The sequence below is a fragment of the Sphingobacterium sp. E70 genome, from assembly GCF_019285695.1.
In the GTDB taxonomy this organism is placed as follows: domain Bacteria; phylum Bacteroidota; class Bacteroidia; order Sphingobacteriales; family Sphingobacteriaceae; genus Sphingobacterium; species Sphingobacterium detergens.
Genome location: NZ_CP079104.1, coordinates 3,455,795 through 3,475,816, shown reverse-complemented (window position 1 = coordinate 3,475,816; position 20,022 = coordinate 3,455,795). Strand labels below are relative to the sequence as shown.

The 20,022-nt window shown below is 39.1% G+C and carries 26 protein-coding genes and 4 pseudogenes; 6 read left to right on the top strand and 24 right to left on the bottom strand.

The window, feature by feature from the left end; translation table 11 throughout:
• From KUH03_RS24580 to KUH03_RS24565, 5 genes are all read left to right on the top strand, one after another.
• Complete coding sequence (locus tag KUH03_RS24580) at positions 1-405, top strand: FAD-dependent monooxygenase (protein WP_257087251.1); 405 nt, start codon at positions 1-3, stop codon at positions 403-405.
• Between the two features lie 242 nt (positions 406-647).
• Entirely contained in the window at positions 648-881 is a 234-nt protein-coding gene (locus KUH03_RS24575; protein ID WP_257087250.1) for a hypothetical protein, read from the top strand.
• Positions 842-1,174, top strand: a complete 333-nt coding sequence (locus KUH03_RS24570) for a hypothetical protein (RefSeq protein ID WP_257087249.1) — start codon at positions 842-844, stop codon at positions 1,172-1,174. Before KUH03_RS24575 ends, KUH03_RS24570 begins: the two co-directional genes overlap by 40 nt.
• On the top strand, positions 1,164-1,436 hold the full coding sequence (locus KUH03_RS46585) for a hypothetical protein (RefSeq protein WP_306429136.1): 273 nt from the start codon (positions 1,164-1,166) through the stop codon (positions 1,434-1,436). Before KUH03_RS24570 ends, KUH03_RS46585 begins: the two co-directional genes overlap by 11 nt.
• Entirely contained in the window at positions 1,388-2,071 is a 684-nt protein-coding gene (locus KUH03_RS24565) for an NAD(P)-dependent oxidoreductase (RefSeq protein WP_306429135.1), read from the top strand. The genes KUH03_RS46585 and KUH03_RS24565 overlap by 49 nt, the downstream gene beginning before the upstream one ends.
• Before the next feature lie 82 nt (positions 2,072-2,153).
• Here KUH03_RS24565 and KUH03_RS24560 read toward each other — a convergent pair whose 3' ends face one another.
• Together KUH03_RS24560 and KUH03_RS24555 are read right to left on the bottom strand one after the other, a co-directional pair.
• Positions 2,154-2,774 (bottom strand): hypothetical protein, encoded by a 621-nt coding sequence (locus KUH03_RS24560; protein WP_257087248.1) that lies wholly within the window; start codon positions 2,772-2,774, stop codon positions 2,154-2,156.
• Entirely contained in the window at positions 2,774-3,019 is a 246-nt protein-coding gene (locus tag KUH03_RS24555; RefSeq protein ID WP_257087247.1) for a hypothetical protein, read from the bottom strand. The genes KUH03_RS24560 and KUH03_RS24555 overlap by 1 nt, the downstream gene beginning before the upstream one ends.
• Before the next feature lie 185 nt (positions 3,020-3,204).
• Between KUH03_RS24555 and acs the strand changes: the two genes are divergently transcribed.
• A complete protein-coding gene (gene acs / locus KUH03_RS24550; RefSeq protein WP_223581973.1) occupies positions 3,205-5,121 on the top strand; it encodes an acetate--CoA ligase in 1,917 nt (638 codons plus the stop codon).
• Positions 5,122-5,190: 69 nt separating this feature from the next.
• Here acs and KUH03_RS24545 read toward each other — a convergent pair whose 3' ends face one another.
• The 22 genes and pseudogenes from KUH03_RS24545 to KUH03_RS24440 all read right to left on the bottom strand — a co-directional run.
• Positions 5,191-6,474 (bottom strand): HlyD family secretion protein, encoded by a 1,284-nt coding sequence (locus KUH03_RS24545; RefSeq protein ID WP_223581971.1) that lies wholly within the window; start codon positions 6,472-6,474, stop codon positions 5,191-5,193.
• Between the two features lie 163 nt (positions 6,475-6,637).
• Positions 6,638-7,174 carry an ATP-binding cassette domain-containing protein gene (locus tag KUH03_RS24540; protein WP_257087246.1) on the bottom strand — a complete coding sequence of 179 codons (537 nt, stop codon included), beginning with the start codon at positions 7,172-7,174 and terminating at the stop codon, positions 6,638-6,640.
• A gap of 15 nt (positions 7,175-7,189) precedes the next feature.
• Entirely contained in the window at positions 7,190-7,387 is a 198-nt protein-coding gene (locus KUH03_RS24535; protein ID WP_257087245.1) for a hypothetical protein, read from the bottom strand.
• A 55-nt stretch (positions 7,388-7,442) separates the two neighbouring features.
• Positions 7,443-7,679, bottom strand: coding sequence for a hypothetical protein (locus KUH03_RS24530; RefSeq protein ID WP_257087244.1), 237 nt, complete (start codon positions 7,677-7,679; stop codon positions 7,443-7,445).
• The gene (locus tag KUH03_RS24525; protein WP_257087243.1) at positions 7,676-8,125 is read right to left on the bottom strand and encodes an ABC transporter transmembrane domain-containing protein; all 450 of its coding nucleotides are present in this window, start codon (positions 8,123-8,125) and stop codon (positions 7,676-7,678) included. The genes KUH03_RS24530 and KUH03_RS24525 overlap by 4 nt, the downstream gene beginning before the upstream one ends.
• 14 nt (positions 8,126-8,139) lie before the next feature.
• Positions 8,140-8,591: pseudogene (locus tag KUH03_RS24520) on the bottom strand (cysteine peptidase family C39 domain-containing protein).
• 498 nt (positions 8,592-9,089) lie between these two features.
• On the bottom strand, positions 9,090-9,563 hold the full coding sequence (locus tag KUH03_RS24515; protein WP_257087242.1) for an energy transducer TonB: 474 nt from the start codon (positions 9,561-9,563) through the stop codon (positions 9,090-9,092).
• A 738-nt stretch (positions 9,564-10,301) separates the two neighbouring features.
• The gene (locus KUH03_RS24510) at positions 10,302-10,487 is read right to left on the bottom strand and encodes a hypothetical protein (RefSeq protein WP_257087241.1); all 186 of its coding nucleotides are present in this window, start codon (positions 10,485-10,487) and stop codon (positions 10,302-10,304) included.
• Complete coding sequence (locus tag KUH03_RS24505) at positions 10,484-10,732, bottom strand: hypothetical protein (protein WP_257087240.1); 249 nt, start codon at positions 10,730-10,732, stop codon at positions 10,484-10,486. The genes KUH03_RS24510 and KUH03_RS24505 overlap by 4 nt, the downstream gene beginning before the upstream one ends.
• A 1,399-nt stretch (positions 10,733-12,131) precedes the next feature.
• The gene (locus tag KUH03_RS24500; RefSeq protein ID WP_257087239.1) at positions 12,132-12,566 is read right to left on the bottom strand and encodes a hypothetical protein; all 435 of its coding nucleotides are present in this window, start codon (positions 12,564-12,566) and stop codon (positions 12,132-12,134) included.
• On the bottom strand, positions 12,536-12,823 hold the full coding sequence (locus KUH03_RS24495; protein WP_257087238.1) for a hypothetical protein: 288 nt from the start codon (positions 12,821-12,823) through the stop codon (positions 12,536-12,538). Before KUH03_RS24495 ends, KUH03_RS24500 begins: the two co-directional genes overlap by 31 nt.
• Positions 12,824-12,837: 14 nt before the next feature.
• Positions 12,838-13,388 (bottom strand): annotated as a pseudogene (locus KUH03_RS24490) (DUF4302 domain-containing protein).
• Between the two features lie 89 nt (positions 13,389-13,477).
• The gene (locus KUH03_RS24485; RefSeq protein WP_257087236.1) at positions 13,478-14,011 is read right to left on the bottom strand and encodes a hypothetical protein; all 534 of its coding nucleotides are present in this window, start codon (positions 14,009-14,011) and stop codon (positions 13,478-13,480) included.
• Positions 14,008-14,901 (bottom strand): substrate import-associated zinc metallohydrolase lipoprotein, encoded by an 894-nt coding sequence (locus KUH03_RS24480; protein WP_257087235.1) that lies wholly within the window; start codon positions 14,899-14,901, stop codon positions 14,008-14,010. The genes KUH03_RS24485 and KUH03_RS24480 overlap by 4 nt, the downstream gene beginning before the upstream one ends.
• Positions 14,902-14,912: 11 nt before the next feature.
• Entirely contained in the window at positions 14,913-15,518 is a 606-nt protein-coding gene (locus tag KUH03_RS24475) for a RagB/SusD family nutrient uptake outer membrane protein (RefSeq protein WP_257087234.1), read from the bottom strand.
• Entirely contained in the window at positions 15,490-16,317 is an 828-nt protein-coding gene (locus KUH03_RS24470; RefSeq protein ID WP_257087233.1) for a RagB/SusD family nutrient uptake outer membrane protein, read from the bottom strand. The genes KUH03_RS24475 and KUH03_RS24470 overlap by 29 nt, the downstream gene beginning before the upstream one ends.
• Before the next feature lie 104 nt (positions 16,318-16,421).
• Positions 16,422-17,291 (bottom strand): hypothetical protein, encoded by an 870-nt coding sequence (locus tag KUH03_RS24465; RefSeq protein WP_257087232.1) that lies wholly within the window; start codon positions 17,289-17,291, stop codon positions 16,422-16,424.
• Positions 17,288-17,956 (bottom strand): hypothetical protein, encoded by a 669-nt coding sequence (locus tag KUH03_RS24460; protein WP_373564486.1) that lies wholly within the window; start codon positions 17,954-17,956, stop codon positions 17,288-17,290. The genes KUH03_RS24465 and KUH03_RS24460 overlap by 4 nt, the downstream gene beginning before the upstream one ends.
• A 50-nt stretch (positions 17,957-18,006) precedes the next feature.
• Positions 18,007-19,035 (bottom strand): hypothetical protein, encoded by a 1,029-nt coding sequence (locus tag KUH03_RS24455; protein WP_257087231.1) that lies wholly within the window; start codon positions 19,033-19,035, stop codon positions 18,007-18,009.
• On the bottom strand, positions 19,032-19,145 hold the full coding sequence (locus KUH03_RS24450) for a TonB-dependent receptor plug domain-containing protein (protein WP_257097273.1): 114 nt from the start codon (positions 19,143-19,145) through the stop codon (positions 19,032-19,034). The genes KUH03_RS24455 and KUH03_RS24450 overlap by 4 nt, the downstream gene beginning before the upstream one ends.
• A pseudogene (locus KUH03_RS24445) lies at positions 19,119-19,298 on the bottom strand (hypothetical protein); the annotation flags it as partial. The pseudogene KUH03_RS24445 and the gene KUH03_RS24450, both read right to left, overlap by 27 nt.
• 236 nt (positions 19,299-19,534) lie before the next feature.
• Positions 19,535-19,966 (bottom strand): annotated as a pseudogene (locus KUH03_RS24440) (carboxypeptidase-like regulatory domain-containing protein); the annotation flags it as partial.
• Between the last annotated feature and the right edge of the window lie 56 nt (positions 19,967-20,022).

Below are 20,022 nucleotides of genomic sequence, written 5' to 3'. Positions count from 1 at the left end.
ATGAATTTTGCAGATAACACTTTTATTATTGTTGGCGGTGGGATCGCTGGATTATGTGCCGCGATAGGCCTTCAAAAATTGGGTCTTAAAGCCCATGTTTATGAAAGTGTAGCTGAACTTAAAGGTATAGGTGCAGGTTTTGGACTCGCTGCCAATGCCATGCAGGCCCTAGATCATCTGGGATTAAAAGATGAAATCAGTCAAATTGGACATTATCTGGGTTCCTATAATGTGTTGGATCAAAAGGAAATATTCTGGTCGAACCGAATACCAAATCCATCAGCAAAAAATACAATCAGGACAATTTTGCCATACATCGGGCGGACCTGCACCAGTTTCTTTTATCAAAAATTCCCGATAGTCAGGTTCACCTTGGCAAACGCGCGACTTCCTTTGAACGGTTAGGGGAACAAGTCTGTGTTCATTTTACCGACGGAAGCCAAGCTGTAGGAGCTGCATTACTTATTGCCGATGGTGTACATTCACGATTACGTCAACAATTGATACCGGCCTCAAGCCCCGTTATTCAGGTTATACCTGCTGGCGGGCAACAATAGATAACAGCAGTATCCAACTCAAAAAAGCACTGAAACCTGGGGTTCAAAAGGTAGATTTGGAATGACACCCCTTGTTGGCAATCGTGTATATTGGTATGCCTGCATCAACAGCATACAGCAAAATCCGACGCTAAAAACTGGACCACAGCAGAATTATTGAACAACTTCAAGGAATACCACGATCCTATTCCAACGATTCTGTCCGAGACCAAGGATACCGAACTGATCTGGAACGACATTATAGATATCGCACCATTACAACAGCTTGCTTTTGACAATATCCTTTGCTCGGAGATGCTGGTCACGCCACTACCCCCAATTTAGGACAGGGCGCCTGTCAAGCAATAGAAGATGTTGCGGTGTTGCTGGATGAGCTGAAAACAGCCGCATCCATTCAACAAGCCTTCTCGCGATTTGAAACGCGTCGATTGGATCGCGTCAACTATATCAGTAATACTTCCTGGCAGATTGGCAAAATCGCCCAATGGGAAAATCCCCTTTTGATTGGCATGCGCAATTTTTTTATGAAAATAATGCCCAACGGGCTCAAACAGCAACAATTAAACAAACTATTGTCAGTAGATTTTATGCAAATTAACCGTAATCATGAAGACTAATATTTTGATTGTCGATGACATCCACGAAATTATGTTGGAGAAATTTGCGCAGGCGGGTATCGCTTATGATTACCGCCCCGATATCGACCGTGCAGAAACCGAAAAGATCGTTGCTAACTACTCCGGAATGGTCATTCGTTCGAAATTTCAGGTAGATAAGCCGTTTTTGACTTTGCATCCAACCTCCGTTTTATCGCACGTGCTGGAGCAGGAATGGACAATATCGACGATGAAATTGCCATTCAAAAGCAGGTTACCTTGATTCCCGCCAATGAGGGAAACCGAGATGCAGTGGGCGAACATATGATCGGAATGTTATTGAGTCTGATGAACAATCTCAACCGCAGTGATCAACAAGTGAGAGCTGGTCAATGGTTGCGTGAAGCCAACCGTGGTTATGAGCTTAAAGGTCGTACTGTTGGTTTGATCGGTTATGGCCATAATGGTATGGCGATGGCCAAAAAGCTTTCTGGTTTTGACGTGAAGGTACTGGCTTACGACAAATACCGGACGAATTATACTGACGAGTATGCAGAAGAAGCAAGCATGGAAAATATTTACGAACAAGCCAATATTATTAGTTTCCATATCCCATTGACTGCCGAGACAAAGGGAATGATCGATGATGCGTATTTATCGAAGTTTAACAAACCTATCTTTTTCCTGTTGGGTGCCAGAGGTGAGATTGTACAAGTTCCGGCCGTACTAAACGGTCTTGATAAGGGCCGTATCCTGGGAGCAGCTTTTGATGTACTCCCTGTTGAAAAATTCCCCAAACTTGGGGAACAGACCTGGTATCCCGACCTTATCAGTAGGGATAACGTCATTTTATCGCCCCATGTAGCGGGCTGGACTTTTGAAAGCTATTACAAATTATCAGAAGTTGCTTGCAGATAAGATTATCGCATTTTTAAAGCAGCAGGGCAAATATTAAAAATAAAAACTTTAATCCATCATCGGATGATGAAAGCAATATTACCTAGTAAATACTAAATAAGACTACGATCAAAAATTGGAGCACCAGACTACCATCCAATAAGTAGGCATAGTGGTAGTGATCTTTCGTTTTGAAGACAGCCAGCTTTAGGAGTGCATAAATCAGTATATTGGTTAAGATCAGCCCCAATTTGATCCATAACAGATAAGGAGCGATAAGGATTAAGAGACTATGTAACAGCAATAAAGTATAGGTAAGTCTTTTTGCCTTTTGCTCCCCTAACATATTGGGCAATGTCCTCAAATGATAGTAGGAATCCTGTTGAATATCGCGTATATCAAAAGGTAGTGTGCAAATAATCAAAAATATAAATTTTAGCACACAAAGTGCAACAAGTACCCAAGAGTCTATCCTGTCCCCGATATTGAGCAATTCGACATAAGGAAGCACGACACTACTGCATACCCAAACCAAGGCGATATGGAAGATTTTCGCTCCAGGAACTTGCCGAAGCCCAACTTTGCGATCATGAAAAGTAAACAGCGGCATCCCATACAACAAGCTCAAGATTCCAATAAAACCTAGGAATAAGAACGAATAAATATGGATGTGCAACAAACAGTAACCAAGAATAATTAATGCGATGACATTATTTAGCCACATCACCCACTCGTGATTAAATATCCAGCGCGTGCGGGCAAATTTTGATTCTTTTGGGTTTTGGGGTTTAGACCACCATAAGCTAAAGTTGTAGAGCAATAATGTTGCTGCCCCTCAACCAAGACAATAGACCAATTGATCGGACGTTCAAATATGATATAGGTCAGTGCACATTGAGCCATGGCGGCCAATGCAATCAAAATATTCGTATAAATGCTGATATAGAATATCTTTCTTAGAAACAACATCTGTGTTTAATCTTGCTGCAATATAACAATCTTGATAGATAAAAGTAGTTTAACATTATATTAAACATCAAATTGTTGATAAAATGGGCAAAAACCGCTAAATTGTACACCGAAATTGAGCTATTAAAAACAATTTCGCAACGATAACTTTATAAATTAAAATAATTCATAATAATCCTATAACAATGAGCCTACAAATAAAATCATTTGAAGAATATCAAAGTGAATATAAGCGAAGTGTAGAACAACCTGAGGAGTTTTGGGCGAGCATAGCGGATCATTTTTTCTGGAAGAGAAAATGGAATAAAGTGCTAAACTGGAACTTTGAGGAACCTAATATCAAATGGTTTGATGGTGCAAAATTAAATATTACCGAAAACTGCCTGGACCGTCATATTTATGCGAATGGCGATAAACCAGCGATTATCTGGGAGCCAAATGACCCAAATGAAGCACATCGTATCCTTTCCTATAAACAATTGTTGCAGAAGGTTGAACAATTTGCTAATGTATTAAAGAATAACAATATCAAAAAGGGTGACCGTGTCTGCATTTATTTACCGATGGTTCCTGAATTGGTGATTGCGGTATTGGCCTGTGCCCGTATAGGCGCTATCCACTCGGTTGTCTTTGGTGGATTCTCGGCACGTTCCATCGCCGATCGTATCGTGGATGCGGAATGCAAATTGATCGTTACTTCCGATGGCAGCTACCGTGGTAATAAAACCATTGGACTTAAAAATATTGTTGATGATGCTTTGATGCAATGTGATACTGTAGAGAAAGTCATTGTATTAACACGTACACGTACACCGGTATCCATGATCAAAGGCCGTGATGTATGGTGGGAAGATGAGATCAAGAAAGTGGAAACCCAAGGCAATCCAGCCTGCCCAGCAGAAGAAATGGATGCTGAGGATACCCTGTTTATCCTTTACACGTCTGGATCTACAGGTAAACCTAAAGGAGTTGTACATACCTGTGGTGGCTATATGGTCTACACGGGATACACCTTTATGAATACCTTCCAGTATCAACCAAATGATGTATTTTTCTGTACAGCTGACATCGGTTGGATTACTGGCCATAGCTATATTGTTTACGGGCCACTATCCCAAGGTGCCACTTCATTGATGTTTGAAGGTATCCCAACATTCCCAGATGCCAGCCGTTATTGGGATATTGTTGACAAATTTAAAGTCAATATCATTTACACGTCCCCTACAGCGCTACGTTCATTAATGGCTTTTGGCGATCAGTTTGTAGATAAAAACGATCTTTCCTCACTACGTGTACTAGGTTCAGTAGGCGAACCTATCAATGAAGAAGCATGGAACTGGTTTAATGAAAAGGTCGGTAAAAAGAACTGTCCTGTCGTTGATACTTATTGGCAAACGGAGAATGGTGGTCACCTGATCACTTCTTTAGCTGGTGTTACACCAGAAAAAGCAAGTTATGCGATGTTCCCAATGCCTGGTGTACAACCGGCGTTGATGGACGAAAATGGAAAAGAAATCGAGGGCAATGATGTCACCGGAAATCTATGTATCAAATTCCCTTGGCCGGGTATGCTACGGACGACCTGGGGCGACCATGATCGCTGTAGACAAACGTACTTCTCCACTTACAAAGACATGTATTTTACGGGCGATGGCTGTTACCGCAGTCCAGAAGGATATTACAAAATCACAGGCCGTGTGGACGATGTATTGAATGTATCTGGACACCGTATCGGTACTGCGGAGGTAGAGAACGCGATCAATATGCATGCTGACGTTGTGGAATCTGCTATCGTCGGTTATCCACATCCGGTAAAAGGCCAGGGTATCTATGCTTACGTTATCGCTAATCACCACACGGATGCAGAAGCAACCAAGAAAGATATCATGGAAACTGTTTCGCGCATTATTGGTCCTATTGCCAAACCAGATATTATCCAGTTTGTCAATGACCTTCCAAAGACACGTTCCGGAAAGATCATGCGCCGTATTCTACGCAAGATTGCGGAGGGAGATATCAGTAATTTAGGTGACACATCTACTTTGCAGGATCCGACAGTAGTCGAAGGTATCATACAAGGTGCTGAAGGCCTGAAAAAATAGTTCCACAAGAACCTTTAACAAAGAAAGCCCTGCAATATATTTTTGACAGGGCTTTTTGTTGCAATTCCATCAGTTTTTAAACCTCAAATTTTTTGTCAGATTGTTCCAGATACGTCTAAAAATAGATTTATCTTCGGTAATGATCTCACCATCTCCAAATAACCCAGGTTTAAGTTGGATCAATGGATTGCTACCCGTCGTATCAAGACCAACAGTCGTAAAGAACACACTGTCCCGAATCGGAATATCTGAAATATATTCCACCTTCCCTCTTAAATAACCGTATTCTTCAAAGGGATATCCGTTCACTTTAATCAAAACTTTTTGACCTTTCTTCACTTTCGCTGAAGCAGTTTGGGGCAATAATACCTCGCCATAATATTTTTCACTTTTGGGATTGATATAGAATAATTTTTGTCCGACGGCAACCTGTTGATTTATCTGTAAGAATTCTCCATAAATTAGCTTTCCACTGACGGGGCTCGTCATGACATATTGTTTTTTCCAGTTCTCCGCTTCACTGATAAAGCTATTTAATGCTTGTATAAATTTTTTCTGTTCTTCTCCGATCTGATTTTCAATTTCCGCCAGTTCCTTATTTTTAGACAGGATATTTCCTTCATAACTGATCAAACTATTTTCCATTTGGGGAATAATCTGGCGTTTTGCCAACAACAGCGCTTCCTTTTCCTGAAGTTCGGCAGGACTGATCACCTTCTTTTCAGCCAGTAATTTGTACTTTTCGTATTCTTTCTCTGCCAGATCAAGTTGCTGCTTCTGCAATTCAAAAGACTGACTATTCTTTTTATATTGTTCATTCACATTCGTAACTTCTTGATTGATCACCGACCGACGCTTTTGGTATATTCCTTGATCCCGGGCGGAGACATAACTCAGATAGGAAAGATAGAAGTTTTGATAAGCACCTTGTAGTTCTCCTAAATTGAGATTCTTTGGCTCGATCAATGCCTCCAGATTATAAGTGGCATTCGGTTGTTGACGTATTTGTTGAAGCTTATCCAAAAGCACCACAATCTGATCATGATCTGCTGTGCTCTCTAAATAGGCTAATGGTCCACCTGCTTCTACCCAGTCACCGTCTTTCTTTAAAAGTTTCACCAGACTTCCATTGACCTTAGCAGAAAGGACTTTGGGAGCATCTGTTGTATTAAATCTAATCTTACTATCCACAGTTTCAGGATAACGTATAAATACAGACATCCCCAGAATAAGCAATACTGTCAACAGGATAAATGTTATCCCTCTTCTTAAAAGCCAAGATGGCGGTTTGGCGATAATATCCTGTAAATCTTCTGAATGGATATCTGATTCTATAATCGATGATTCTTTCATAGCTATTTAATTCCCCAATTCCAATTGGTTTCTTACTAATTCGAAATATTTCCCTTTGACGCCGTAAGTTCAGTGTGCGTTCCCTGCTCAACAACATTTCCCTTTTCCAATACGATAATATTATCGGCATTTTTGACGGTGCTAAGTCTGTGGGCAACAACAATTACTGTTCTTTTTGAAAGAAACGGTCAAGGTTTTCAATAATTACCTTTTCATTATTGGCATCGAGCGAATTGGTCGCTTCATCCAAAAATATAAATTGAGGTTCCTTGTACACTGCCCGGGCAATCATCAGACGTTGTCGTTGTCCCTGACTCACTCCTTTACCTGCTGTACCAATTTTGGTCGCCAAACCAAAGGGTTGCTCCGCGATAAATTCATTTAGATTAGCAATTTCAATCGCAGTATCCAACCGCTGCTGGTCTGGAAACTCTTCGTTGACAGTAATATTACGTTCTATTGTATCTGCATATACATAGTTATCCTGTAACACTGCTCCGCATTTATCTCGCCAAAGAGAGAAATCAAACTGCTCTAATCGTTTTCCACCGATAAGAATTTCCCCCTCTTCGTATTCATAAAACCGTAATAGTAATTTTAGAATAGTGGTTTTCCCACTTCCACTGGTTCCTACAATGGCTGTGGTTTTACCGGCGGAAAATTCAAGTTCAGACGATTGAAAATCGGTTCGTTTCAGCACCGTAGTAGCGAAAAGTCAGATTACGGATCTCGATATCCTTTTTCTCTGGCAAATTGTCCAGATAATCCTTTTCACATCTTCCTCGTCTTCCGTTTCATAAATTTCATTAAGCCGTTCCATACTGATCTTAGCGTCCTGAAAAGATTGCATAAAACCGAGTAACGATTCCACTGGGCTACTGACCATTCCTACGATATATTGAACAGCCATCATCCCCCAAGTGTCATATCACCATCAATAACTGCCTTAGCACTGATAAAGGTGATAATTATACCTTTGTCTGATTGATGGCCATAGAACCAATAGATTGGTATTGGGACAGTGCCAAGCTTTTTACTTTAAATTTAAAGAGCCTTGCCTGCAAGGCCTCCCAGCCCCAACGTTTTTGTTTCTGCGCATTATTTAATTTTATGTCTTTGATACTCTGGATCATCTCGACCATATAAGTCTGATTTTCAGATGATATCTTAAACCGCTTATTGTCCAATTCGCGTCTATACTTCATAAAAACAGGATCCATAGCGTATAAAGTATAGTTGCCGCAAAGAATACCAAAAATATGATTTTGTTATAAACAATAAGCAGAGCCCCAAAGATCAGCATATTCACTATGGAAAACAGTGTATTCAATGTACTCCCCGTCAGGAAAGATTCGATTCGTTGTTGATCGGCCATGCGCTGCATCAGATCTCCATGTGTTTTTATATCAAAGAAGTTCATCGGTAACTTCATGATTTTTATAAGTAGATCCGTCAGAATCGAGATATTTACTCGTGTACTGATATGCAGCAAAATCCAGGATCGAATAAATGATACGGCAGTACTACCGACAAACAGCATTAATTGAGCGATCAGTATCAGGTTGATAAAGCTGATATTTTTGGTATTAATTCCTATATCAACGACAGACTGTGTCAGGAATGGGGTGACCAATTGCAAAATGGTTCCCAATACCATCCCTAATATCAGTTGGGTAAAAAGACGTTTATACTTATAAAAATATCTAAACATCTTCCCCATTTTAAGGATAGGTCGGGCTCCTCCTCATCAAGTTGGTAAAACTCAGGGCCTGGGCTCAAGACCAGTGAAAGACCAGAATGCAGTTCTTTTGCCGAGTACCAGTTTTGCACAAATTCCTTACTGTCATAAGTAACAAGTCCAAGTGCAGGATCCGAAATGTAATATTTATCCCGTTTTACTTTATATAGTACCACAAAATGGTTCTGGTTCCAATGCAAAATACAAGGAAGTTCAATTTCCTGAAGCTGTTCTAGTGTCAATCTAACGCCATAGGTTCGAAAACCAAGTTTTTCAGCAGCTTCACTTATTCCCAACAAGTTAACTCCGGTATTTTTGTCTGACAGAGTTTACGAATTTTATGGATAGATACAGACTGGCCGTAGTATTTAAAGATCATACGAAGGCAAGTGGCACCACAGTCCATCACATCCATTTGTTTATAATTGGGAAATTTAGAAATCACGGTTAAGTTATTATTGATATAAAACAAAACAGCACTTAAGAATTAGCAAAACATATGTTTAGATAAAAACAATATATTGATACTAAAAAGCATCATAAGCACTACGATAAATATAAACTTTTTTTCATAATTATCGTTTAGCAAAATACTTTTTAGGATAAATTGGAAAGAGAACAGAGATATCAATAATTTAAGTGACATATCTACTTTGGCTAGATCCGACAGTAGTCGAAAGTATTATACAGGAGGCTGAAGGCCTGAAAAAATAGTTCTGCGAGAACCTTTAACAAAGAAAGCCTCCCAATGGGAGGCTTTTTAGCTTTAAATGAGTTTCTGATTTTTATCTCATTAAATTCAATCGTATTGGCAGTGTATATGCAACACGTACAGGCTTCCCTCGTCGCATTCCCGGTTTCCATTTCCCTAGTTTTTTCACAACACGTATACCTGCTTCCCAGTACCAAAACCCAAATCCTGTTTGACTTTAATATCCTCGACCTGGCCAACTTTATTAATAACAAAACCTATCTCCAAAATACCGCTTACACCATTTTTCATTGCCTCTTTTGGGTAGTCAAAATTATTAGCAACAAAAGTCATCATCTTGTATGTTCCTCCCGGATACTCTGGATTGACTTTATATGTTGTTGAATCATATTGAATAATAGCGCCATCCTCTTTTATTAAAGTACCTGATAATAACCGATCCTGATTATAGTTTTCTACAAAGGAATCTTGTCCGGCCCTTCCTTTCCACTCTCCCTCACGTAAATTATTAACAATTTCACCTTCTTCATACTCCTCTTTTCCTTCTACATTAAAGCGAATACGTCCATTTCCATTCTCCAATGTCTTGTTCTGAAGAGAATCATAATATACAATGTAGATCGGTTTTTTAACCTGCAACTTCTTTTTGTAAAGTTCACTGGGATAAAAACCATCATTTTCAACTTATTATTGGGATATAAGTAAAATGCAGAATCTACGAGTTCTCCTTCATCGGTAAAATTCTCTAGGCTCTTTAATGTACCATTTTCATAGAATTCATATTTTTACCTTGAAATTGGAATGGGTTACGTGCATTCTTACTGACACCGTTGAGTTTGATAGAGTCGTTACGCAGATAATACTCCTCAATTCGATAGATTTTATCTTTGCCCTTGGCATCCACATGGACTGTCCTTAAAAATAGGCAGAATCTTTTTGTTCTGTTTCATCACCATCTTTTTTATGATATGTGGTAAAGGCGATTTGTGCTGAAAGACTCAATCCACACAGATTGAATAGAAGAAAACAAATAAGTTTGACTGACAAATGCAGATAATATTTCATAATAGTTCTTAATATCCGCGCAATTTAATAAATCTCTTAAGTAAATTAGAAATTGACAGGTTAAATAATCATTACCTATATTCAACATAACTACAATTAAAGAAGCTATGTTTTCCACACAATGTTAATAACTATGTTTAAAACCCAAAAACATGACAACCCAATCTTTTCCTCGAACTTAACTATCTCCAATAACGCGGTAGGTCGATTTAAGCTTTAGGCTTATTGAAGTCTTTATATCAGTTAACAAAAAAATAGCCACATCATCACGACGTGGCCAAAAATAAACATATGAATTTAATTAAACAGTTGCTATTTGTATGAGTTTACCGAACTCGCGACCTTCCAGCTACCGGCTTCATTTACCAAGGTAACCAGATCGGTTTTGGTAAATGTTTCGAACTTCATCGTAATCCGCGCCACCATATAATTTTCGGACTCCTCTAGGATCTCTGTATTGGTACTACAGTTTAGTTTTTCACCTTTTTGTTTTTTCAAAAAGAAATGACCTCTGAACGTGTATTGGTACGTCTAGTTTCGCCTTGAATCTTTTGGCTGAAATCGGAAGCGAATAGTTGCTCAACACCACCCGATATACCTTCTGTCATGACAGATACATAGCTATCAATAGCTAAGTCTGCAGTGGATAGGTTCAATGTTTTACCAGGGTTACCTGCAGCCATTGTAAATGTTGATACTGCCATCAAAGCTGCTGCTGCAAATGTCTTTACTAAAGTTTTCATAATCGTTTCTACTTTATATTGTTAGTTTTTTATTGTCTCTTTCCTAGTAGTCGTAGGGATGTTGATTTTGTTGCAACATTTCCTTCAACTTTCATTCTTTAATTTTTTTCTTATTGGCAATGAAGCTATCATGAGCAAAAGGTCCGATCTTTTTATTAGTAAGTTGATATAGCTCATGATGGTTTCTGATTCAAAATTAAGACAACGCAGCCTACGATTTTATTACATTTAGACTAACAAGAGGAAAAAGTCGGCGAATGAGGGGATCGGACGGTAAAAGATAATGGCCGTAGAAAAATTGCATTACATTTAATTCGAGGTGAATTTCTTGTTAAGCGACCTTAATACCTTGATGATCAAGATGACTGTCATTTCCGAGGAAATCATTTCGACAGCATGGCATCCATAACGAATAGCGAAGTAAAGTGTAAGATTACACTCCGAATGCTCGATTTCGCGCTCCAACTTTGACATTTCCCCGAGTATCTGAACGATTTAGTCCTGTAGCGAAACCAATCCGACGGACCGGAGTTTAACATTTTCACAGGCCAGAATGAATTAGTTGCCCGTCAGAATGAACAAGTCTCCTGTTTGTATGGCACTGACTGGAGGATTGTTCGCTTAGATAGGCGTCGAAATGAAACAGACAGAAGAGAAAACGATTCCGCCGGACGGCGAAATGAAAATTCCCCTGACAAAATACCACCAACCTAGGGCGAAACAATCTAGAAACAGGGGCGTATCAACATCTTGTTCCGCAAAATGACACCGCCATAGTGCAATTTGAAGCATTTTCACGCCGTAGTCATCCAAACCATCTTAAAAACAAGTTTTCCACATCGTTATTAACACAATGTGGAAAACTCAGAATACGATGCACTAGACTCTCGTTAAAAACCACCCTGCAAAATCATCGATTTTATCTTTATGAATCAATTTAAACAAAATAGTTACTCAAATAAACGTCAATAAAACTAAATTGGTTAAGTGTGTTAGATATGACAAAACAACGTACTATTCACATATAAAAAAGCCGATTTAGACTTCGCTATATTGCTTGTTTATGGAAAAGAAATAGCATATGATTTTACTAAGGAATCTCCTGAAATAGAGGCATGTTTACTCGAAAGAAACAATAAAAACAGACCGCGATAAATGGAAAGAAGACATTACACTGTTTTAGAAAAATGCAATGATCTTCTGGAAAATAAAAAATTCTGACAATAATAACAACTAGCAGAAATATTGTTTCTCAAACTTATTGTACGACACCCTTAATTAATCACTTACTGAGATCTTGGTTACCTTTACAAAAAACGCCAAGACTACAATTGATATAGTCTTGGCGATTTCTCCATTATAATTCTAATTTATCCACAATTAGCAGAAACAATATCCATTATTGGATCTGCAACTTACCATAAAGCATATTTGTCGGATTAGCGACAGACCGGATTGCCGCTACCGGAAGTTTTACATTGGAATCCGAACTGAAGACCCAATCAAACTTAAATTCCAGTTCTTTTGAACCATCTCCGAATAGATCATCAACAGGTTTTACCTGTGTTGCCCTTGTACTCCAATTATTTCCACCATCAATACCAGTGCGTTTCAAATAAATTCGATCTGCTTCCCGTCTATAGGTATAAGTTGCCGAAGCAATAAACGTTGAGGTTCCAGACGTATAATTGATATAGAAGATGGCTGAACTGCTATTTGTCATTGTAAAGTACATATTGTTAATCGTACGTCCACTTGCCTTGAACAGTTCGTTTACCCGATCAAAAATAGCGACGTTTGCATCTACACCATTGACTTTACCTCTGCTAACCATCTTTTAAACGGTTTACTATTTCCAAAGGCATCCGACACGCTATAAAGTGCGGGAGACGTCTGGCTTTTCAATGTTATCGCGGTATTGTCCGTACTTTCACCCTCAATCGCACTTCCCTTTATCACAAAGCTTCTGATCTGTTTATCCACAATCTTAACGGGCTTAACCAAATTGTAAGATGAAGAGGTTGTGTAATAAGAAGTCTGATAGACACTATCAATTCCACCGGAAGAATTAACGTAGACAAAATTAGCCATCTTACCAACATAATCTATTTCAAGGCTGATCTTTCCCCGCCGGCATTATCAAAGTAAGTAAAGCCGTAGTTATTGTTCAAGAGATTTGTAAAATCAGTATTGAATTTGTTCAATCCCCCATTTAAATAGCTTTCTTGTTCTTCTTTTGAAAGCCTGATCAATGTAAAAGGCTGACGGTATTTTTTACCCGTAAAGAATAGTGTATCCGCATTGTGTCGTTCATAAAGAAACTCAATATCACTTTTAAATCCTGATCCGGCGGCACCGCCGGCATCTGGAGCCGGATCCTGCATAATCGTAATATAATTGTAGGTATCAAAAATCAGCGTTGGTGTAAATAGAGGCGAAACACGATAGGTGGATGATTTTAATTCATTCCCAGAAGAAGTCGAGTAATCACTCAACATATCCACGGTCTGATCATTTTTAAAATTAAAATAGAATCCAAATCCACCTTTTGCTCCGGTAGAAAATCCCCCTTCCAACCATTGGGTGCTTTGACCAATTCATTTCTGATAAAAGTAAGCGTATCGGAAATACGCTCTTCTGGTTTTTGTCCAAACACATTCTCGACATCGTCCTTCTTACATGCTACAGCAAAAAGAAGACAACCCGCCAAAAATTCAAAAATATCCTGTTCATATTATTTAAGTTCTATTGGTCCATAAAAATAATTTGCTGTAGCTCCTTTTCATAAAATCCACCGTAGGTGCGGTATAGTGGATCAGTTGAACTGATTCCAGATGGAAGCCAATCAGCAATAAAAATCCTATTTGTAAAATATGGCAGTAGAAATCGTTCAAAATGATCTTTGAAATATACAGTACCACCATTGCCATGTGCCGTCGTGGTACCTTCCGGCATACGTTTACTAAAAATCACTTCTCCATTACTAGTATTTGATTTAAGATCGAAATCATAATCTGCAAACAACGTAGAAGTCTGTGCGTTATTTAAGTAAGTAACACGAAGTGTCATGATATTATCCGATGAAAAACGCAGCTGTAATGTCTGTGGATAACGTCTATTTCCTGAAGGCTCCTGTGTAGAAACAGCATTTTTAAAGTTGTTCCAGACCGTTTTGAATGTTGAAGATATCCCATATTTGTCATAAATTGGAGAATTCGGATCAAAAGTAATTGTAGCAACTTTATTGGTATTGATCCAATTGGCCAAAGTTTGTGTCAAGTCATTTGGATCTTTTGCATTATATAATGTTTTGAAAGCATTCTGAACTTCGGTTTGTAATACCCGAAAGTCAACATCAAAAGCATCTTTGAAATAACGAACCACAATTTCTTCTTTTTGCGCAATTTCTGCTGGGCAGCTAGTGGTGCTGAAACGACATAATTATCAAACCAGACCTGTCCTTCGACCAAAAGATGAGCAGTCATCTCCGCAAAATCTTCTGAATACTGTCCCCGGGCGTAACGGCTTACAAAACCCAAAGATTTCGCTACCGCATCTGTATTGGACGAGTTCGTCCAATCTGCATAATAATCACCTTTAGTCACAGCCTCAAAATCTGATGGAATAGGCACATTCTGATTTAGAATATGGGTAAATTCATGATGTATTGTTCTTAATTTACGACGTACACCATTATCTCCTTCTACTGTTGCAGAATTGAAGCTATTAACTCCATATAGTGTCACCTTCCGCCCTCCATCAGCTGTACCTAAGGTAACAGATCCATTTGTATTGTAAGAAACCGAGCCATATAATAGGTACTGTTTCGGAGCAAGTGTTTTGATAAATTTATTCCCTGCAACCTTTTGATAAGGTTTCAGATAAAGGTTTAATACTGCCTCCATCATCGGTTTAACTTTATCTATGGCAACCGGGGCAATATCTTTGGAGACATCAGTCAAGTTACGATCAAAACGGTAAATCACTTCTATATTAAAGGGATCCGTCAATTCGCTCATCAGCCATTGATCCACTTCACTGTTTCCCTCGGGATCAGTGTTAAAACTATTCATGTCAACATCCAGCTTATCACTATCTTTAGAACAGGATGTAATTGTCATTATTGCAAGCACACAGCCTGTAATAATATATTGGAAATATCTTTTCATAACATCAATATCTATCTTGGGTTAGCAGGAATTCCAGTATTAATAGCATCTTGAGGAATTTGAAATACTCGTCTTGGATCATTTTTATCCAATGTTTGGAATGTTTCGTTTCCACTTGCTTCTATAAAATTGTGTTTTACAGTCAAGCCATGTCTTAGAATATCCATCCAGCGAATTCCTTCCTGCATAAATGCAATACGTTTTATTTCAAGAATAGCCATGATCACCGCATCTTTATCCGATAAATTACTTATGCCAGCATTAGTCTGAAAATAATCCTTAATTTTCGGAATAGTCAAGGTGTGCGCTGTAGGGTTATACGCATCTATATTGGCTGTACCAAAGTCATTGAGATCCTTTAAAGCCAAATCATAACTTCCTTTTTGCACATATGCCTCAGCACGATTCAATAATACCTCATCGGCAGTTAAAAGCGGTGCCATAATGTAAGGATACCCAGTTCCCGCTTGAAAGTTTGTGTAATAGAATAATTCATTAAACTTGTTTGTCGTATAGTTTGGTGCTGTATATACCCCAAATTTATTGATCAATTTAGCACCATAGACTGTATTACCGGTATAGATATTTTTACCGTCTCCCCAAACTATAGCGCGCATTTCCAGCCCCACTACCGCGCTGAAAAACGGAATATGTATTCGCTAATAGCAGATTCCATGACTTGCTTGCCTTTGTATACTCTTGCCGATATTCCGCATAGGATCTCGGATTTAAATCCGTTACATACTGACGGATATTTCCTTTGAAATTGCCATCTGGATAAACAGCTGAGGCATATTGAATCGCTTTATCCCAGTTACCTTTGAAGAGGTAAAAACGTGTTGCGAAAGCAAATGCTGCCTGTTGCGTAAAATGGTAATGAGGAACTTCGTATTTTGCGCCTTTTAATAGTGATAAACCTTGCTCAAGGTCTTTTTCTATCTGTGCGTAAGTTGATTCTACGGTCCCACGCTCATAAACCGGTCTGGTCGTTGTCTCAGGCTTTAGCGGGTATGGAATTCCTAAGCCCGAATTGTCTCCTCCAATATGATATGGATTGCTAAAGAAAATGGATAGCATAAAAATTGAATATGCTCTGGCTACCAAAGCTTCGCCTTTATATTGGTCCGCGGCGGCACCGAAATTCTCTTTTTCTATCGCAGCCAAGGCTTCATTAGTAACAGCTACTGCACGGTAGCAAGCATTCCAGTACTCAGTTGGCGAACCATTTCCTGTCTCTTGTACGACATTCCAATTGTAAAGACTGATAAAAGGCTCATTATTATGGCCAGCCAAAGCTGCACTTTTATCTTCAGCGTTATCCGAAGCTGTTTCCGCAAACGTATAATAATTCCTATCCGGATAGGCTGTCACCAAAAGCTGTGAAAGCTTCTCCACGGTGTTAATCTGCGTACGCATATCAGTTCTTCTTCGAGGTATTTGTTACAGCTTGTATTCAACACCGAGAGACCTAATGTTAAGAGTATAATTTGTTTATAGTTTCTTTTCATCTTGTTCATTTTTTAGAATCCCAATTTCACGGCCAATGTGTACTGTCTAGGAATTGGCATCGCTACACCACCATTATTAAAAAACTCGGGGTCAGCACCATTCAGTTTTTTATCAGAATATAGTAGGGCTATATTATTTCCCACCAGCGAAATCTGCGCTGTACTGAATCGCAGCTTTGACACCAAAGTTTTGGGCAACTCATAGGATATGGCTACATTTTTTAAACGAATAAAATCGCCCTTGGCAACCCGCTGATCGGAGTAGTTGTATACATTATACGGATAGATCGCATCTGTTGTTGATCCATTCGGTCTATATATCCTGTTATCTGCCGTGAACTTATCCAATATCGCTGGGATATTGGTCACCCTTTCATCTCCGGGCATTTGCCAGCGGTTGATCATATCCTTTGACATGGAATTCATATCAGAATAGGTCGCGGAGAAAGTTGGCTGTAACCGCACATAATTGCCTGTTGCAAATGTGAAGAGTGTCGATAAGGTGAAAGCCTTGTACGAAAAATTATTATAAAATCCACCAGTAAATGTCGGATCTACCGGACCGTGATATTTCAGGTATTTAACATCGGTCGTGTTCTGCAGATAAATATAAGGCTCATTCCGTTCTCCATTTACACCAACGTATGTTGGATAACCATATTGGGGATTTAACCCATCAAATTGGAGTGAAAACAATCCGCGCTGCGCATATCCTTTCATTGGAGCCCCTTCAGCACGAACGAGATTCCAGATGTTCGGGTTTACCTCAAGCTCCGTGATCTTGTTCGTATTATAAGCAAAATTAAACTGGGTTCGCCATTTAAATGACTCTCTTCTTATAGGAGTTCCCGCGATGGTAAACTCGAAACCCGAAGACTTCATTTTCCATAATTCGCATATTTGGTATTTTGGCCACCGATTCCCGAAGTTTTCAAATTACCCAAAAGATCGAAGATATTTCTTCTATAGTAATCCATGGTGATATTCACCTTGTCATTGAACAAACCGATATCAGTACCGACATTGAATTCATACAATTTCTCCCATGTAAGCTGACTATTGGCTAAACTGGAAATATTGATTGATGTCTCCTTTTCATTCTCGTAAGGGCGGTAGGTAATCCGATTATAATATAATGTTGTAGAATTGGAAGCATCGCCCATATTGGCCACTAAACCATAAGTACCTCTCAGACGTAAGGAACTGAACACATCACTTTTATTGAAGAAGTCTTCCTGATCTATGTTCCACGCTCCTGAGATGTTCCAGGTTGGCAACCATCGCACATTACTTGTCGATCCCATTTTATTGGAGCCATCGTATCGAACGGTCGCATTGATAGAATATTTTTCAGCAAAACTGTAGGCCCCACGTAGCATAAAAGCGACGTTTCGATCTTTCCCATGATTCATACCAAAATAAGCATCACCGGTTTCGATCATTTTTTTGAAATATTTATAATTCGGATTCACCAATCCACCGTTTGCAAATTGATATCCTACCCCGTCATAATCCGAATTTTGACGATCAGCCATTCTGATCTCCATTGAGCCAAATAAATTAAGACGATGGTCTTTGTTAAATTGTTTATCGAATTCTAAATTATGTCTGAAATAGTAATTTTTGATATCGTTATTGGTTGTATTGAAGAAACCCCATTAGGCAAAATAACAACGGATGGGTCGTTTGGAAAATCAGGATCTTTATACAAGAAATTATTACCATCATTGACGATTGTATTTGCATTTGCACGAAACGTCGAGGCCATATTGGAGTTCTCCAAGACGGAATGATTTCTTTCAGAAAGCGCGTAACGATAAGCCGCATCAATCGAGTAAACCAAAGATGGCATGATCCGATACTTGATACCACCTTGTATCTTCAAATCAATCATTCGCAGCTGCATATAATTTGTATTCAACTCGTTAATAATGTTGAAAGGAGCATAGTTTCGGGTAAAATATTCTAAACTACCATCTTCATTATATGGTGTTATCAACCTACTGGTATTTAATGCATACGAATAAGGATTGATATCAAAATCTCTTGAGTAAGAACCGTAAACTGGATCCGATTGACGCGTCAATGTACCCGGTGCTTTCTGATCCCGAATTGAACCATTGATCAATAGTTCCGCTGAAAATTTATCTGAGAATTTAACGTTTTGGCGTATATTCCCTGTAAAACGTTTCACATTGTCGACTAAAGTCTGTCCATTATCTCCTGTGTAACTTGTCGAAATATAGGTCTGTGCTTTGCTCGATCCCGAAGTGATACTCAATGAATGTTCTTGTAGTAATGAATTCTTAAAAAGCACATCAAACCAATCCGTATTGGCTTTGGTGTATCTTTCTAAAAATTTAAGTCTTTCGCCCCGAGTGTTTTTCAATGCAAAAGAATCCGTATTTTCATCATAAACATACATTTGATTATACATTTTTGTAAAAACACCCCCATTTGCAGCATTGGCGACCGCAGCGTGGTCCAGATAGCCTTTATTTTCCATTTCCAGCAAAACAGACATCTGTTCGGCCGAATTCATGATATCAAACTGACTATAGCTCGGCTTTAAATAAGTCGTAAATGTTCCAGAATAATTTACTTTCGCTTTACCTTCGGTATTCACCCCTCTTTTGTATTGACCACAATGACACCATTCATGGCACGTGCACCATACATCGCTGTTGCCGCTGCATCTTTTAGAATGGTAAAGGAGGCAATATCATCCGGATTCAAGCCCGCCACCGATGACCCTAGTAAGGTATTGGCATCTCCCGAAGAAAGGGCCTCATTGGAAATATTGACCACATCTTCCAAGATAATTCCATCAACGACCCACAAAGGCTTATTATCTCCAGACAATGAAGTCGCTCCCCTGACGCGAACTTTAGGTGCAGCCCCAAAGGTTCCGGAAACGTTCTGAACAGAAACTCCGGCTGCCTGCCCTCTAACATTCTCGTAATATCGGGGACACCGCTCCGTTCAGCATCCTTTGCATTTATTTTGGAGGATGCTCCCGTGAACAATTTACGATCGATATTTTGGTAACCAGTAGCGACAACATCAACAACATCTAGCTGGTTGTCTAAGGACGTTAAAACTATAGGAACATTTGCCCGGCCATTTACAGCGACTTCCATTTCGGTAAATCCGACATATCTGACAATTAATGTGGCAGTACTGGGGGCATTGATCTTAAATCGTCCCTGTTCATCGGTTTGAGTAGAAACTGAAGTTCCTTTTACAGTTACTGTAGCACCACTCAGTCCTTTTCCGTCTTTATCCCTAACTGTGCCAGTAATAGCTTGCTGTAACGATGCAGTGGATGTATTTGAATTGGTAGATTTTAAATTACTGTTGACAGAGATTGTATTGGCAATAATCTTATAGTCAATATTATTATTTTTCAATACAGCGTTGAGAGCTTCCTCAACAGTGGCGTTCTTGACATTGACCGAAATTCTCGCTTTCGAATTCAGATTTTCACTGTACAATACGCGCAGATGAGACTGCTTGGAGATTGCAGATAATGCCTCTTCAATGCGTGCATTTCGCATGTTTAAGGTGACTTTCTGGGCAGTGCCTTTAGCATGTACACCTGTAACAAATGCGA

Bases quoted from the DNA above. Each gene is read 5' to 3' on its own strand.
- KUH03_RS24535 (WP_257087245.1), bottom strand. From the start codon at position 7,387: ATGATGGCTGTTCAATATATCGTAGGAATGGTCAGTAGCCCAGTGGAA.
- KUH03_RS24560 (WP_257087248.1), bottom strand. From the start codon at position 2,774: ATGTGGCTAAATAATGTCATCGCATTAATTATTCTTGGTTACTGTTTG.
- KUH03_RS24465 (WP_257087232.1), bottom strand. From the start codon at position 17,291: ATGAAGTCTTCGGGTTTCGAGTTTACCATCGCGGGAACTCCTATAAGA.
- KUH03_RS46585 (WP_306429136.1), top strand. From the start codon at position 1,164: ATGAAGACTAATATTTTGATTGTCGATGACATCCACGAAATTATGTTG.
- KUH03_RS24475 (WP_257087234.1), bottom strand. From the start codon at position 15,518: ATGCGCGCTATAGTTTGGGGAGACGGTAAAAATATCTATACCGGTAAT.
- KUH03_RS24565 (WP_306429135.1), top strand. From the start codon at position 1,388: ATGGACAATATCGACGATGAAATTGCCATTCAAAAGCAGGTTACCTTG.
- acs (WP_223581973.1), top strand. From the start codon at position 3,205: ATGAGCCTACAAATAAAATCATTTGAAGAATATCAAAGTGAATATAAG.
- KUH03_RS24555 (WP_257087247.1), bottom strand. From the start codon at position 3,019: ATGTTGTTTCTAAGAAAGATATTCTATATCAGCATTTATACGAATATT.
- KUH03_RS24500 (WP_257087239.1), bottom strand. From the start codon at position 12,566: ATGGTTAGCAGAGGTAAAGTCAATGGTGTAGATGCAAACGTCGCTATT.
- KUH03_RS24505 (WP_257087240.1), bottom strand. From the start codon at position 10,732: ATGAAAACTTTAGTAAAGACATTTGCAGCAGCAGCTTTGATGGCAGTA.
- KUH03_RS24545 (WP_223581971.1), bottom strand. From the start codon at position 6,474: ATGAAAGAATCATCGATTATAGAATCAGATATCCATTCAGAAGATTTA.
- KUH03_RS24470 (WP_257087233.1), bottom strand. From the start codon at position 16,317: ATGCGTACGCAGATTAACACCGTGGAGAAGCTTTCACAGCTTTTGGTG.
- KUH03_RS24460 (WP_373564486.1), bottom strand. From the start codon at position 17,956: ATGGAGATCAGAATGGCTGATCGTCAAAATTCGGATTATGACGGGGTA.
- KUH03_RS24480 (WP_257087235.1), bottom strand. From the start codon at position 14,901: ATGAAAAGATATTTCCAATATATTATTACAGGCTGTGTGCTTGCAATA.
- KUH03_RS24530 (WP_257087244.1), bottom strand. From the start codon at position 7,679: ATGAAGTATAGACGCGAATTGGACAATAAGCGGTTTAAGATATCATCT.
- KUH03_RS24580 (WP_257087251.1), top strand. From the start codon at position 1: ATGAATTTTGCAGATAACACTTTTATTATTGTTGGCGGTGGGATCGCT.
- KUH03_RS24495 (WP_257087238.1), bottom strand. From the start codon at position 12,823: ATGGCTAATTTTGTCTACGTTAATTCTTCCGGTGGAATTGATAGTGTC.